This window comes from Citrobacter sp. CK195, from assembly GCF_030333365.1.
GTDB lineage: Bacteria > Pseudomonadota > Gammaproteobacteria > Enterobacterales > Enterobacteriaceae > Citrobacter_B > Citrobacter_B koseri.
Genome location: NZ_JAOWGB010000026.1, coordinates 571,670 through 586,575 on the forward strand (window position 1 = coordinate 571,670; position 14,906 = coordinate 586,575).

The window sequence follows — 14,906 nt, forward strand, 5'->3', positions numbered from 1 at the left end:
CCTCCCGTATGGAGGCGATAGTCTGGCGATAAATGCAGGCTGGCGCAAGAGAGCATTAACAGGCGAATAACATCTTTTTTGGCCTAAACAACAGCGATTTGCATCGCGAAATGGCACTGGTCCCCCTGAGCTAAAGCCTGGAGTCCCGGTTGCCCCGGCATGTTGTGGGCATTTACCGGGTGCGACTGCGGTTCCAGACACAAGAATGACTCCCCTTGCATTCTGAATAGCATAAGCCAGGGCGTTTGCGATAAAAGCGTGACCTTCATCACATCACGCTGCACAATCGCCCGCCCGCTCCAGCCGGAATACCCTACGTTAAGCCACGCATCCTCGCCATATTGCGCACCGGAAAAATCCGCCTGCCGGGGAATATCGCTCTGCCATTCCTGCGGCAGATGCAGCTTACCTTCCGGCCAGTAACCGCTGGCGGCAAACTGCACGGTACTGTGACGATCAAAAGCAAAGTACGGGTGGAATCCGCAACCATAAAGCATCGGTCGTTCCCCCCGGTGCGTTATCGTCAGCGAGGCATGAAGCACAGCGGCGTCCAGCTGATAGTGAAGATCCGCGACATAATCATAACCGCACGCCATTTGACGACCTGAACGCAGATGACAGGCATCCTCATGAACGGCAATCGTATCCCAGCGCCTGAGCCAGCCGTCACCGTGCAGAAAGAAAACGGCATCCTCCTCATGCCGGGGAAGATTCACCTCCTCTCCCCTGAACAAAAAACGGTTTTCGGCAACGCGATTAGCGACCGGCAGCATAGGGAACAGGCCGCATTCGCCGGGTTTTACGCCGCATCCTTCACGTAAAACGGCCTGCTGATGCGCTAATGAAAACAAACTCAACAATCTGCCGCCCTGTGGATCAACACGCATCCGCAGATGCGTGTTTTGTAATATCAGCGTATCGTCCATTACCGTGCGCTTCGCTGTTGAGTTGACGGGCTGGATTTCACATGCCGCGCCGCCAGTTGCTCTTCCAGCGCCTCCAGCGTCACGCCTTTCGTTTCAGGCACATTGCGCAGCACGTAGAAATACCCCATCGCGCAGATAACGCCGTAAAGCAGGAAACTGCCCGCCGCTCCCAGCCCCGCATTAAGCAGCGGGAACGTGTAGGTCAGCAGGAAGCAGGCAATCCAGAGCGCCAGCGTCCCCAGCGACATCGCCAGACCACGGACGCGGTTCGGGAAGATTTCCGACAACAGAACCCAGGTGACTGGCGCCAGCGTCAGGGCGTAAATCGCAATAGCCGCCAGCACCAGCACCAGAACCGGCCAGCCCATAATCCCCATCCCGTAAGCGGCGGCAATCAGTACATAAATCACCGTGAGTCCTGAAGCGCCAAACAGCATCAGTTTTCGGCGACCAATTTTATCGACCAGCGGCAGCGCTGCGAGGGTGAAGACGAGGTTAATGATCCCTGTGGCGACAATGGATTTTAACGTTCCGTTGATATCAAACCCTGCGGAAGCGAAGATCTCCTGCGCATAGTTGAAGATCACATTGATCCCGCACCATTGCTGGAAGACGGCCAGCACCATGCCGATGATGACAATCGGTTTAATCTGCGGCTGCAACAGCGTTGACCAGGCCACTTTGTGGTTGTCTTTCAGCAGAGTATGTTCTATTTCCCGCAACGTCTGCCCGGCATACTCCGCTGAGCCAATCCGTTGCAGCATGGCGCGGGCGCGTTCAGGTTTGCCCGCTTTGACCAGCCAGCGCGGTGATTCCGGCACAAAGAACATCAGAACCAGAAACGCCAGCGCAGGCACCAGTTCCGCGCCGAACATCCAGCGCCAGCCCATCTGCCCATTCCAGCTTTCAACAATCGCCTGCCGGGTCGCGTCGGTCGCCACCGGTTCTGCAATCATCAGATTAATGAGCTGGGCCGCCAGTACGCCGATCACGATCGTGAGTTGGTTGACCGCCACAAAACGTCCACGCTTCTCCGCCGGGCTGACTTCCGCGATGTACAGCGGGCTAAGGGCGGACGCCAGGCCGATTCCTACGCCGCCAACAATACGGTAAATCACAAACATATCGAAATTGCTGGCGACAGCGGTTCCCCAGGACGATGCGCTGAACAGGATCGCGGCCAGAATCAGCGGCATTTTTCGCCCAAATTTATCAGCGCACCAGCCGGACATCAGCGCGCCAAAGATACAGCCGACCAGCGCGGAACTCATCGCCCAGCCGGACTGCGCTGGATCGGTAATTGAAAAATAGGCTTCGTAGAACGGTTTGGCGCCGCCAATCACCACCCAGTCATAGCCAAACAGCAAGCCGCCGCAGGCGGCAACCAGACAGATAGTCCAGACATAACCGATTCTTAAATGTGTCTGCGTGTTATTCATTATGATTCCTCTTTCAGGGAAACGCAGGGAACAGCAGGTTTCAGGTGGAGTCGCCTCCACCTGTTCAGGGTCTATTGAAATAACGGTATGTTGAGCGCATGGCGCAGCAGCTGCGCCTTGTCATGCGTCGGATTGCGTTGCAGGAGCACGTTTAGCGCCTGCTGGCACGCCGGGATATCGCCCTGCCCCAGATGGCCCAGCGCGGTAATGAACAGGCAGTGCTGTTGGTGTTTCTCCTGTGCGGGTGCATCCAGCACCACCAGATCCGGTAACGATACGGCGAAGAAATCGACATCGGGAACCTTGTCACGCTGCGTCTCCACCCATTGCAGGAAACTCTGGAAAAGAAGGTTCGCTTCAGTGCAGTCACCTGACGCTTTCAGAGCCATCCCCTGCCAGAAGAGATAATCCACCGGCTGGTCATTGTAGTAACGTCCCGCGTCCAGCGAGCTGCCTCCGCGAGTCGCGCGGGTGAAATAGCGCTGCGCCTCATCATGATGACCTTGCTGGCGCGCGCAATAGCCCAGCAAATACCAGATGTCATTATCCGTTTGTCCCGGTAAACGCCCCTCGCCGAGATTGTGCGGATAGTGCAACGCCTGCTGAAGCAAAACGGTGGCGTTTTGCAGCTCGCCACGGCGAATAGCCTCCAGCGCCTGGTGGATCTGATTCAGTAAATATTGCCCGGTGGCTTTGCCCTCCCCGCCTTCCCAGGGGTGAAAAACACGTTCGCGCAACACCCCGGCGGCCGCTTCGTAGCGACCGAGGCTATTCCATACGCTAAGCAATTCCACGGTCAGATCGTCGCGATGGAAAACAATCTCTTTGCTGGCCTCCAGCCGTTGTAAACGCGCCTCGGCTGGCGCTGCCATCAGTTTGTTCAGATAATCCAGCTCAAACAGGAAGCGGGCATTCTTCGGCTCCAGCACGACCGCTTGAGACAGGTATTTCAGCGCTTTCTGCGCATCGTGCTGTTTGTTCCAGGCGTAAATCCCCAGCAGCCGATGCACCGGCGCGAAATTCGGTTCCTGCTCCAGCGTAAACTGCCAGCAATTCACCGCCTCTTCATAACAACGTTTGCTGTACCAGAAGCAGCCCAGCAGATAACGAGCGAAGGCGCAATCCGACAGCGTTTGCAGCATTTGCACTTCGTCGAGCGTGTTGGGAAAACGAACGCGGTTGTGCAAACAGTCGCGAGCCAGCGCAATAAACGGTTGCGGATCATCACTCAGCGAGGCGCGCCACAGCATGGGCAGCGTCTCCTGGCTGTCGAGCAGCGTCAGCACCGCGCGGGCGGCCTCTTTTTGCCCACAAGAGACCAGCCAGCCCGCCAGCTCGCAGGCGTTGGCGCCACGGCGCCCGGTAATGGCGATAAGCGCCTCTTTCGCCGCCTCATCCTGACGGATAGCCCAGCGCGCATAATGCAGGGTGTAACTCAGCGGGTACTCAATAAGCTGCTGTGAAATATACGCCAGCGCTTCGGTTGTGCGCCCGAGTCCGGCCAGAATCAATGCTTTCAGCCCCATCGCCAGATTATTGCTGCCATTAAAGCGCAAACTCAGATTCACTTTCTCCAGCGCATCGGCGTAATCATTCCGCTTCATGGAGATTCGCGCCAGCGACCAGAAGGCCGCGTCACGACAGTTGCCGCTCCAGCTGGCTTTGTAGTAGTGCTCACGGGCGAGGTCGTCCTTGCCCTGGCGTTCCAGCGCGGCGGCCAGCAGCATACTCGCCTCCCCATCACGCGGATTTTTATTGAGCTTATGCGCCCGCTGTAAGGCAGACTGCGCACAGCGCTCTGCCTGCGCCCAGTCCGCACGATTCAGCGCCAGCGTGCCCAACGCGACATTGTTGCGATAGTCATGCGGGTCCACGTCCAGCGCTCGCTGGTAATACTCTTCTGCATAGCGGCTGGCATGGTTGTACTGCTCCAGATGCTGACCAATAAAATAGAGCTCATCAGTACAGGACAGCGCCTCTGGTAGTTCGGGCGCACAGGCCGCTTTCGGCAACGGCAAGTCCTCCGCGATATGCTCCTCATACGCCAGCAGCGTGACGCCATCACGACGGGCAACGGTCATTTTCACCCGCGCGTGGCCCGCGTCAGAAAGATCGGCGCGCCAGCTTTGACCGGGTTCCAGCGTGAGTGTTTTTTCAAAGAACGGTTGCCCCTGGGCACAAAGCGTTACCTGAACGTCATGTAGCGGCGCAACGGCATAAACGCCGGATGAAAGCTGGTTCCCTTCTCGCTCAAGGCGCAGCGCAAGCTGCGTACTGGCATTTTGCACCATGCCCAGTTCACTGTAGGGCAGGAAATTTTGCACGAAGACTTTCTCTTCATACGGCGCAAGCCAGGTAAAATCTGGCTGGTTGTCGGTGAAGACCCCGGTCATGAGTTCAATGTACGGGCCGTTGTCATCGGTCAGGTTGCGATCCCAGGCCACGCCAAAATCACCGTATCCCCACGTCCACTGTTTTTTACCCGGCGAAATATGGTGGTCGGCCACATGCAGCAGTCCCCCTCGTTCGCCATGATGCCAGGCGCCGACAAAATCATAATCTGACTTTTCAGCCATATAAGAGGTCGGCACCGGCACATTTTTATAACGCGAGATATCCACGCCGGCGGAGTAGTCCACTTTGTAATAAGTGCCCGTCGCGATCGGAAAGGCGGAGACATCCCGTTTACCGTGGTCATATACGGCAGTGACGTCCGGCGGGAAAACGCTCTGGTGGTCGTCTCCGCCTTTCACCGCCGGGTTTGCCCACCACAAAAAATGGCGCGGCGTAGCGTTGCCGTTAAAGACTTTTCCGGTGATTTCAATTAATGCCCGATCGGGGTACAGCGTAAATCCGGTCATCACCTGCAAGCCGCGCATGGGCTCCACTTCCCCCATCCACACGGTTTGTTCTCCGCGTTCGCCCTGCTGACAGGTAAAATCCACCGGCATAAATGTGGTAGGACGGTGATGCTGCGGCCAGTTAAATTCAATCCCACCGGAGATCCACGGCCCCAGCAGCCCGACCAGCGCGGGTTTCACCACTTCGTTGTAGTAAACAAAATCACGCTGCTGCACTTTGTCATACGCGCGATGAATACGTCCGCCCAGCTCCGGCAACAGCATGATGCGAATAAAATCATTCTCCATCCAGACTGCCTGATACTCACGCATTTCACGTTCACCGGTCAGCGTATCGATGACGCCATAAGGATAAACCGCGCCTGAAGACCCCTGATAAACCCGTTTTTCCAGGAACATCGGGTTCGGATCTTCTTCGCCGGTTGTCCACGTAGGGAGTGAGAGTGTTTCCTGCCAGACCTTAACTGAACCGTACATGTCATTCTCCACTAAACAAACAAAAGTAAAATTTCACCTTGCTGCTATTCTGGGGCAGATAACTGGCGTTAAAATACGCAATGCTCACGCAATATAGTTAAGGGAGTTAAGTGTATGCAGCGTACAGGGTTCAATAACGCCCGGGTCAGGCAAGCCAACAAACAGATCTTTCTGTCGCACCTGTGGCGTGAAAAACAGCTCAGTAAATCCCGGCTGGCGCAGCTCAGCGGCCTGTCGATTCCGGCGGTCAGCAATATTCTGGAGGAGTTGATCGATGAGGGAAGAATTTGCCATTCCCGGGAGACGTTAAGCCAACGAGGGCTGAGTAGCGGCAGCTATCACCTGCCCGAACAGGGAGACTGGACGCTGTGCATGAACGTGACGCCCACCAGCATCACCAGCCAGCTGGCAGATGCGCGTCTGGTCGCCGTGGGCGACTGGCGCCATGCGGAGATCAATGCCGGTTCGCCAAAAGCCTTGCTGACCGCGCTTGCCGCGCACTGGCGGGAATATCGTCAGCGCTATCCCGACGTGACCATCAATCTGGCATTAGGCGTTCACGGTCAGGTCGATCCCATTACCGGGGCGTCAAAAACCATGCCGCAGGCACCGTGGAAAACCCCGGTTGAGATTAAATATCTGCTGGAGGAGATGCTCGGCGTACAGGTGCGGTTAGACAATGACTGCGTGATGCTGGCGCTGGCGGAGAAGTGGCAAAACCCGGCGGCAAACCGCGATTTCTGCGTCATTAACGTCGATTACGGGATTGGTTCCTCCTTTGTCATCAACGACAACATCTGGCGCGGCAGTTTGTATGGCAGCGGTCAGATCGGACATACCATCGTCAACCCGGACGGGGTAGCCTGTGATTGCGGCCGCTACGGCTGTCTGGAAACTGTGGCCTCGCTCAGCGCGCTTAAAAAGCAGGCTCGACGGTGGATGAAAACGCAGCCCACGGCGGATTGCGATCCAGAAACTATCACCATCGATCAACTGATTACCGCCTGGCAACAGGGCGATGTCCGCATCCAGGCCTGGGTGGAACACGCCGCCAGCGCGATTGGCCTGAGTTTATATAACTTTCTGAATATCCTGAATATTAACCAAATCTGGATTTATGGCCGCAGTTGCGCCTTTGGCGAAAGCTGGCTGAATACGCTGGTGCAGCAAACGGGGTTTAATCCCTTTGATCATGGCGATAACCCGCAGGCAAGGTCCACCCGGATCGGCTTTGGCACACTCAGTCGTTCGCAACAGTTGATGGGGATCGGCTATCTGTACGTCGAATCACAGCTAAACGCGCTCTGAATATGAGTCCGACACCCTGCGATGAAAGGAGACTCGCTTGTCGAATGAAAAACCACCGGCGCGGTATTAAAATTATTCATATAACCGGGTATCAAAGTCGCGCCTGGATTCGCCCGCACGGCGTGACCCGGAAATAAAAAAGGCTTCCCGCAGGAAGCCTTTTTCACGATGCCTGGCGTATCGCTTACGCGTAAACCGGGAAGCGTGCGCAGATGTCCAGCACTTTGCCTTTGATGCGCTCAATAACCGCTTCATCGTTGATGTTGTCCAGCACATCGCACATCCAGCCAGCCAGCTCTTTAGCTTCAGCTTCTTTAAAGCCGCGACGCGTAATGGCCGGAGAACCGATACGGATACCGGAAGTAACAAACGGGCTCTTCGGATCGTTCGGCACGCTGTTTTTGTTAACGGTGATGTTGGCACGACCCAGCGCGGCGTCAGCTTCTTTACCGGTCAGGTTTTTGTCCACCAGATCCAGCAGGAACAGGTGGTTCTCCGTACCGCCGGAAACCACTTTGTAGCCACGGTTCAGGAACACTTCCACCATCGCTTTGGCGTTTTTGGCAACCTGCTGCTGGTAGACTTTAAACTCCGGTTCCATCGCTTCTTTCAGCGCCACCGCTTTACCGGCGATCACATGCATCAGCGGGCCACCCTGAGCACTAGGGAAAACAGCAGAGTTCAGTTTTTTGTACAACTCTTCGTCACCGCCTTTCGCCAGGATCAGGCCGCCGCGCGGACCCGCCAGGGTTTTGTGCGTGGTGGTGGTCACAACGTGAGCATGCGGAACCGGGTTCGGGTAAACGCCTGCGGCGATAAGACCCGCGACGTGCGCCATATCAACAAACAGGTACGCGCCAATGCTGTCGGCAATTTCACGCATTTTTGCCCAGTCAACGACGCCGGAATAAGCAGAGAAGCCGCCGATGATCATCTTCGGTTTGTGAGTCTGAGCCAGCTTCGCCATCTCTTCGTAGTCAATTTTACCGGACTCATCGATGCCGTAAGGCACGATGTTGTACAGTTTACCGGAGAAGTTTACCGGAGAACCGTGAGTCAGGTGGCCACCTTGCGCCAGGTTCATACCCAGAACGGTGTCGCCCGGTTGCAGCAGCGCAGTGTAGACCGCGAAGTTAGCCTGAGAACCAGAGTGCGGCTGGACGTTGGCGTAGTCTGCGCCAAACAGTTCTTTCGCGCGGTCAATCGCCAGTTGCTCAACGACATCCACATATTCGCAACCGCCGTAGTAGCGCTTGCCCGGATATCCTTCAGCGTATTTGTTGGTCAGCTGAGATCCCTGCGCCTGCATCACGCGCGGGCTGGTGTAGTTTTCGGAGGCGATCAGTTCGATGTGCTCTTCCTGACGTACTTTTTCCTGCTCCATAGCCTGCCACAGTTCGGCATCATAATCGGCAATGTTCATTTCACGCTTTAACATCCGCATCTCCTGACTCAGCTAACGATAAATTTTGGCCTAAAAAGGCAATCCCGTGGGACAACGGCCAACAGTATAACCGAATCATTCTGCGATAACAGGTCTTGACAAAGGATTTTACGCAAACGATTACCTTCATGCTGTACAAGGCTTTGTCGAATGAAGACCTTACGAATTCCAACGGATTTCTTTTCAGGTTTGTGATGCAGATTTTTCACGTTGTAACGTTAAAAACGCAAAGTTACAAAGAACCATTTACAATACAGGGTTATTTTTTATAAGATGTATTTGACATACATCATTAAAGTCTCAGATAAAGGAAGACAGTATGCTTGACGCTCAAACCATCGCCACAGTAAAAGCCACCATTCCCCTGCTGGTTGAAACCGGTCCAAAACTGACCGCCCATTTCTACGATCGCATGTTTACCCACAACCCTGAACTCAAAGAAATTTTTAACATGAGTAACCAGCGAAATGGCGATCAACGTGAAGCGCTGTTTAACGCCATCGCGGCCTATGCCAGCAATATCGAAAACCTGCCTGCGCTGCTGCCTGCGGTAGAAAAAATCGCCCAGAAGCACACCAGTTTCCAGATCAAACCAGAACAGTACAACATCGTTGGCGGCCACCTGCTGGCAACGCTGGACGAAATGTTCAGCCCGGGCCAGGAAGTGCTGGATGCCTGGGGTAAAGCGTATGGCGTTCTGGCCAATGTCTTTATCAATCGCGAAGCGCAAATCTACAGCGAAAACGCCAGCAAGAATGGCGGCTGGGAAGGCACTCGTCCGTTCCGCATCGTCGCGAAAACGCCGCGCAGCGCCCTGATTACCAGCTTTGAATTTGAACCGGTCGATGGCGGCCCGGTCGCAGAATATCATCCGGGTCAATACCTGGGGGTATGGCTGAAACCGGAAGGCTTCCCGCATCAGGAGATCCGTCAGTATTCCCTGACCCGCAAGCCGGATGGTAAAGGTTATCGCATCGCAGTTAAGCGTGAAGATGGCGGTCAGGTTTCCAGCTGGCTGCACAACCACGCAAGCGTCGGCGATATCGTCCACTTAGCCGCTCCGGCTGGTGATTTCTTCATGGATGTCGCAACGGACACGCCTGTTTCCCTGATTTCCGCAGGCGTCGGCCAGACTCCAATGCTGGCTATGCTGGATACGCTGACCAAAGCCAACCACACCGCGCAGGTGAACTGGTTCCACGCGGCGGAAAACGGCGACGTGCATGCGTTCGCAGATGAAGTGAGCGAGCTGGGTAAAACCCTGCCGCGCTTTACCGCACATACCTGGTATCGCGAACCGACAGAAGCCGATCGTGCGAATGGCGCGTTCGACAGCACAGGTCTGATGGATTTAAATAAACTGGAAAGTGCGATCAGCGATCCGGCAATGCAGTTTTATCTGTGCGGTCCGGTCGGCTTTATGCAGTTTGCTGCGAAGCAGCTGACAGGGCTGGGCGTGAAAAGCGAAAACATTCATTACGAATGCTTCGGCCCACATAAAGTGCTGTAATTAAGTCATGCCTGATGGCGCTACGCTTATCAGGCCTACGGGATTTTGTAGGCCGGATAAAGTGTTTACACCGCCATCCGGCAAGCACGACGCGGTTTAAATTGCCGCGTCGTCTTCTTCGCCGGTACGAATACGAATCACGCGCGCAACGTCAAAGACGAAAATTTTACCGTCACCGATTTTCCCCGTCTGCGCGGTACGAATAATGGTGTCAACGCAGGTATCCACAATATCGTCGGTCACCACGATTTCAATTTTCACCTTCGGCAGAAAATCCACCATATATTCCGCGCCACGGTACAGCTCGGTATGACCTTTCTGACGCCCAAAGCCTTTCACTTCGGTAACCGTCATACCGGTAATGCCTACCTCAGCCAGCGCTTCACGGACGTCGTCCAGCTTGAAGGGTTTAATAATCGCATCAATCTTTTTCATGCTATTCCTTGAAAAGGTCGCCTGTCTTTTAATCTGATAAACGTAACATAATTCACGCTACTTTACGGCATGAAAACTACTCTTTGAAATCGTTTGCATCCAACTCATGGCGCGAGAGCAGCTTATAAAATTCCGTCCGGTTACGCCCTGCCATTCTCGCCGCATGGGTGACATTCCCTTTGGTGATTTGCAGCAGTTTACGCAAGTAGTTAAGCTCAAACTGATTACGCGCCTCAACAAACGTCGGCAGCGCCGTATTTTCGCCTTCCAGCGCCTGCTCCACCAGCGCGTCGCTGATGACCGGCGAGGAAGTTAACGCCACGCACTGCTCAATAACGTTCACCAACTGACGCACGTTTCCCGGCCAGCTTGCGGTCATCAGGCGCTTCATCGCATCCGTTGAAAACGCCCGCACAAACGGTTTATGCCGCTCTGCTGACTGGCGCAGAAGATGATTCGCCAGCAGCGGAATATCTTCCGTACGCTCCGCCAGCGTCGGGATCTTCAGACTCACCACGTTCAGACGGTAATATAAGTCTTCGCGAAATTCACCCCGCGCCATCGCCTTAGGCAGATCGCGGTGCGTTGCGGAGATAATGCGCACATCAATATCGATATCGCGATTGCTGCCAAGCGGTCTGACTTTGCGCTCTTGCAGAACGCGCAGCAGCTTAACCTGTAACGGCGCGGGCATATCGCCGATTTCATCAAGAAACAGCGTGCCGCCTTCCGCCGCCTGAAATAACCCTTCGCGATTGCTGACCGCGCCGGTAAACGCCCCGCGCGCGTGGCCAAACAGTTCGGACTCCAGTAGCTGTTCCGGCAGCGCGCCGCAGTTAATGGCGATGAAAGGTTTACTGCTGCGCGGGCTGGCGTTATGGATAGCCTGCGCGAAAATCTCTTTCCCGGTGCCGCTTTGCCCGTTAATCAGCACGCTGACATCCGATTGCGCCACCATCCGCGCCTGTTCCAGCAGGCGTATCATCAACGGACTGCGCGTAACGATTGATTCGCGCCAGCTGTCGTCCATTGCTGGCGCCGATTGTTCAAGCGCGTCATCAATGGCCTGATACAGCGCATCTTTATCGACCGGTTTGGTCAGAAAGCTAAACACGCCTTTTTGCGTCGCCGCCACGGCATCAGGAATAGAGCCGTGTGCGGTCAAAATGATGACGGGCATGCCAGGCTGGACTTTCTGGATTTCCGTGAACAGCTGCATGCCATCCATTTCATCCATTCGCAGATCGCTAATGACCAAATCCACTTTTTCGCGATTCAGTACGCGCAGCCCTTCCTGACCGCTTTCCGCCGTCACGACGCTGTAGCCTTCGCTGGTCAGGCGCATCCCCAGCAGTTTCAACAGCCCCGGGTCATCGTCCACGAGCAGCAGATGTGCCGGTTTGCGGCTTATCATGGCGTTACCTCATCTTGTGGCAGTGCGGAAGATGCGCCGTCGTCAGGCGCTGCGGGTTTATCATTTCCGTGTGTCGCGTCAGGATTGTAGTTGCCTGCGGGTTTGCGCGTGGAGAGCTGGCGCTCAATATCAGTCAGATTCTCCAGCTTGCGCGTCGTGAGATCGAGCTGCGCCTGTAAGTGCTGATGCTGCTGACGCAACGTATCAAGCTCGCTATCCGACGCTTGCTGGAGTTTACTGTAACGCTGACGCTCTTCGGCAAGCTGTAACTGTAGCGCCTGACCGTCGCGCCAGAGCTGATAAAGCGGGCGCACCTGAGCGGGAATTTGCGCGCTTAGCGCATCGAGGCGAGTGACCATATCGCGCCGTTCAAGGGGCGTAATTTTAGCATCCGCCAGCAGAATCCCGCGTTTGAACGTGTTCTGCCAGCTGCCATCTTCCAGCGCCCGCGCTTCATTGCGTGACTGAACAGGCAACAGGCGATCGGCACAATCAATCGCCCGCTGCCAGTAAAGCGGATTGTTATCCGTCGATGGCCCTTTGAGTAACCAGATATCCGAACAGTCGGTAGAGAGATAATCCGCCAGCTGATACGGTGGAGTTTTTTCCTGCGACGCATCATTTACGACATGCTTCGCGGCATGTGGCGCGCACCCCATCAGCACCAGGCAAGGCACACTCGCTAACCATCCTCTTCGGGGAAATAATCGCTTCAGAACTCGAACAAAAACGTGTGGCATACTCACCAGGCTTAGCTTCATTTTTAGTGGTTTTTCGATGCAGATAGCGGCAGTTCGATACGGAAGCAAACCTCTTGCGCATTCTCATCGACCAGATACAGTTCCCCCTGCATACGACGGATGCAGTCCCTGGCGATACTTAACCCTAATCCGCTCCCCTTCACCGCACCTTTACGCTGATGGCTTCCCTGGAAAAAGGGTTCAAAAATCATGGCCCTTTCCGCTTCCGGGATCGGCGTGCCCGTATTGATCACGTCAATATGCGCCTTTGAACCATATACATTGCTGCGAATACAAATGTTACCGGATTCAGCGCCATAGTGCACCGCATTGGAATAAAGATTGTCCAGCACGCTCATTAATAGCATCGGCTCGGCCAGACAGCTGTCGATAGCCAGCCTGACCTCGGTATGCATCATTTTAGCGCGCGCAGGCAAACTGTGAGCGGAAACCACCATATCCACCAGCGGTTCAAGCTCCACGGTTTCCATCTCAATCGCGCTGTCCGCCAGTTTCCTGTTGTAATCAAGCAGTTGCTCAATCAACTTCTGTAAGTTGCGGCTGCTATCGTCCAGAATGCCGACGACCTCTTTTTGCTCCGGCGTCAATGGCCCCACGACCTGATCGGCCAGCAGCTCTGTCCCTTCGCGCATACTGGCCAGCGGCGTTTTCAGCTCATGCGACAGGTGACGTAAAAACTGATGCCGTTGGGATTCCAGCCAGGACAGACGTTCACTCAACCAGATAATGCGCTGCCCCACCGAACGCAGCTCGCGCGGCCCGGTAAACGATACGGTATTTCCCAGAGAGCGCCCTTCTCCCAGCCGGTTAATCATCCGTTCTATCCCTTTCACCGGCCCAATGATCATCCTTGTAAAAAGCAGTACCATCGCCAGACTGACCAGAAACAGCACCAGCGCCTGCCAGCCAAAGAATTGTCCGCGCTCTGCGATTTCCTGCTGTAACTGCTGCCCGCGCGAGAACACCACCGTGCGCGTTGCCTGCACCATTTCCGTATTGGCGTTGGCAAAAGCCTCCAGCCGCGCGGCGGCGGTAGCGTCAGGGCCGCTATTTTTACACTGTAATTGTGCAAGACCGTTCAGATCATCGCGTAGCGCCTGGTAAAGTTTAGCGTCCGGCAATACTCCCGCATGTGCGTCCAGCATTTCGCTGTAGCGTTTTCGCTGGCTCTGATACACCTTCGCCAGCGTACGGTCGTCGAGCACGCAATATTGCCGGTAGCTGCGCTCCATCTCCAGCGCCACGTTGGTCATCGCTTCGCTGCGCCGGGCATCTATCAGCGTGGTGCGGTTAGTCTGCGCCGCCTGGGCGCTGAGCGCGTTGAGACTTTGCCAGGCCTGCCAGGCCAGTACCAACAAAGGCAACAGAATCAGCAGAAATGCCAGCATAACCAGTTGTCGCAAGGACCGGGGGAAAACAGACCAGCGCTTCAAGGCGTTACTCTCATCGGATAAGGATACAAGGATGCTAACCGAGGGGAACATCAGATACAACAAAGCCGGGATTAACCCGGCTTTGTTATGGAATAAGGCGGTGCCTAACTCGACGTTTCGCCCGGTGGTTGATAAAGCGACGCTATTATCAGAAGTTGGACGGCAGGCACCTTGTTGTGCGTCATTCGAAGTTTATGTAGCGCTTCCCGAAGGGGCTGACATAAGAAGGTGAATGAGCCACTGGTTACTATTATGCAGTAAGTGTGCCAATTTTAAAAAAAATAATTAACATTATGATTTTATTTGGTTTTATAGAGAAATCATCACCGTTACAAAACGAACAAAATTTCAGCAAGGTGTCGCCATTCAGAGACACCTAAAAACAAACCTTACGCTATCTTTGTAAATCAATGAGTTAAATGTCTCCTTTTGGAGACACAAACAATCTACTGATGTCGGCATTTCCCGACACCTTTATGGTTGATGGCAGGGCAAAAATATTGCCATCCAGTGAGCGAAATTATTCTGAAGAGAGAACATAGTATCCCGGAGTATTATGCCGTTCACTTTACGTCCCGCATTTCTCTGGCGCTTCATCACCCGTGAACGCGTTAAGGGGGCTATCGCTGCCCCCTTAACAATCCCCGCTCCCGGCAGGAAAATTGTTGCTTCGCAATACCCTCCGCTTATTCCTTCAGGCTACCGGGGCGGGCGCGAGGTAGCGTCCCTGCAAAACGCGCCCTGAACCCGCATCCATGCGGGTTCCTCCGGCCTTACGGAAACACGTCGGCAATTTTCAGCCGGACCTGCCCACACCTGACCATTTCTGCGGTTTGTTTTTTAACAGCAAAACCGGTGCGGCTGAAAATCAGAGCATTGCAGCAATGCCCCTGTTCCG

General features: G+C 54.8%; 10 protein-coding genes. 2 read left to right on the forward strand and 8 right to left on the reverse strand.

Annotated features, from left to right (window positions below; all coding sequences use genetic code 11):
- Window positions 1–83: 83 nt before the first annotated feature.
- The 3 genes from OGX93_RS20170 to OGX93_RS20180 all read right to left on the reverse strand — a co-directional run bounded on the left by OGX93_RS20170 (window position 84) and on the right by OGX93_RS20180 (window position 5,703).
- Window positions 84–926, reverse strand: coding sequence for an aldose 1-epimerase (locus OGX93_RS20170; RefSeq protein WP_199971696.1), 843 nt, complete (start codon window positions 924–926; stop codon window positions 84–86).
- On the reverse strand, window positions 926–2,365 hold the full coding sequence (locus tag OGX93_RS20175; protein WP_049009092.1) for a sugar porter family MFS transporter: 1,440 nt from the start codon (window positions 2,363–2,365) through the stop codon (window positions 926–928). Before OGX93_RS20175 ends, OGX93_RS20170 begins: the two co-directional genes overlap by 1 nt.
- Window positions 2,366–2,436: 71 nt before the next feature.
- Window positions 2,437–5,703, reverse strand: coding sequence for a DUF5107 domain-containing protein (locus OGX93_RS20180; protein WP_286449847.1), 3,267 nt, complete (start codon window positions 5,701–5,703; stop codon window positions 2,437–2,439).
- A gap of 114 nt (window positions 5,704–5,817) precedes the next feature.
- On the opposite strand from OGX93_RS20180, the gene OGX93_RS20185 reads away from it, so the two are divergent.
- Complete coding sequence (locus OGX93_RS20185) at window positions 5,818–7,011, forward strand: ROK family transcriptional regulator (protein WP_047461977.1); 1,194 nt, start codon at window positions 5,818–5,820, stop codon at window positions 7,009–7,011.
- A gap of 184 nt (window positions 7,012–7,195) precedes the next feature.
- On the opposite strand, the gene glyA is transcribed toward OGX93_RS20185, so the two are convergent.
- The gene (gene glyA, locus OGX93_RS20190; protein ID WP_049009096.1) at window positions 7,196–8,449 is read right to left on the reverse strand and encodes a serine hydroxymethyltransferase; all 1,254 of its coding nucleotides are present in this window, start codon (window positions 8,447–8,449) and stop codon (window positions 7,196–7,198) included.
- A 325-nt stretch (window positions 8,450–8,774) separates the two neighbouring features.
- On the opposite strand from glyA, the gene hmpA reads away from it, so the two are divergent.
- A complete protein-coding gene (gene hmpA, locus OGX93_RS20195) occupies window positions 8,775–9,965 on the forward strand; it encodes an NO-inducible flavohemoprotein (RefSeq protein ID WP_012131231.1) in 1,191 nt (396 codons plus the stop codon).
- A 96-nt stretch (window positions 9,966–10,061) separates the two neighbouring features.
- Here hmpA and glnB read toward each other — a convergent pair whose 3' ends face one another.
- The 4 genes from glnB to qseE all read right to left on the reverse strand — a co-directional run bounded on the left by glnB (window position 10,062) and on the right by qseE (window position 14,008).
- On the reverse strand, window positions 10,062–10,400 hold the full coding sequence (gene glnB, locus OGX93_RS20200) for a nitrogen regulatory protein P-II (RefSeq protein WP_002914032.1): 339 nt from the start codon (window positions 10,398–10,400) through the stop codon (window positions 10,062–10,064).
- A 76-nt stretch (window positions 10,401–10,476) separates the two neighbouring features.
- The gene (glrR, locus tag OGX93_RS20205) at window positions 10,477–11,811 is read right to left on the reverse strand and encodes a two-component system response regulator GlrR (protein WP_024130114.1); all 1,335 of its coding nucleotides are present in this window, start codon (window positions 11,809–11,811) and stop codon (window positions 10,477–10,479) included.
- Window positions 11,811–12,554, reverse strand: a complete 744-nt coding sequence (gene qseG, locus OGX93_RS20210) for a two-component system QseEF-associated lipoprotein QseG (RefSeq protein WP_286449848.1) — start codon at window positions 12,552–12,554, stop codon at window positions 11,811–11,813. Before qseG ends, glrR begins: the two co-directional genes overlap by 1 nt.
- Window positions 12,555–12,577: 23 nt before the next feature.
- Entirely contained in the window at window positions 12,578–14,008 is a 1,431-nt protein-coding gene (gene qseE, locus OGX93_RS20215) for a two component system sensor histidine kinase QseE/GlrK (RefSeq protein WP_047461964.1), read from the reverse strand.
- Window positions 14,009–14,906 lie beyond the last annotated feature (898 nt).

What these genes read in the sequence shown, in the direction of transcription:
- OGX93_RS20170 (WP_199971696.1), bottom strand. Translation starts at nt 926, where the DNA reads ATGGACGATACGCTGATATTACAAAACACGCATCTGCGGATGCGTGTT.
- OGX93_RS20175 (WP_049009092.1), bottom strand. Translation starts at nt 2,365, where the DNA reads ATGAATAACACGCAGACACATTTAAGAATCGGTTATGTCTGGACTATC.
- OGX93_RS20180 (WP_286449847.1), bottom strand. Translation starts at nt 5,703, where the DNA reads ATGTACGGTTCAGTTAAGGTCTGGCAGGAAACACTCTCACTCCCTACG.
- OGX93_RS20185 (WP_047461977.1), top strand. Translation starts at nt 5,818, where the DNA reads ATGCAGCGTACAGGGTTCAATAACGCCCGGGTCAGGCAAGCCAACAAA.
- glyA (WP_049009096.1), bottom strand. Translation starts at nt 8,449, where the DNA reads ATGTTAAAGCGTGAAATGAACATTGCCGATTATGATGCCGAACTGTGG.
- hmpA (WP_012131231.1), top strand. Translation starts at nt 8,775, where the DNA reads ATGCTTGACGCTCAAACCATCGCCACAGTAAAAGCCACCATTCCCCTG.
- glnB (WP_002914032.1), bottom strand. Translation starts at nt 10,400, where the DNA reads ATGAAAAAGATTGATGCGATTATTAAACCCTTCAAGCTGGACGACGTC.
- qseG (WP_286449848.1), bottom strand. Translation starts at nt 12,554, where the DNA reads ATGCCACACGTTTTTGTTCGAGTTCTGAAGCGATTATTTCCCCGAAGA.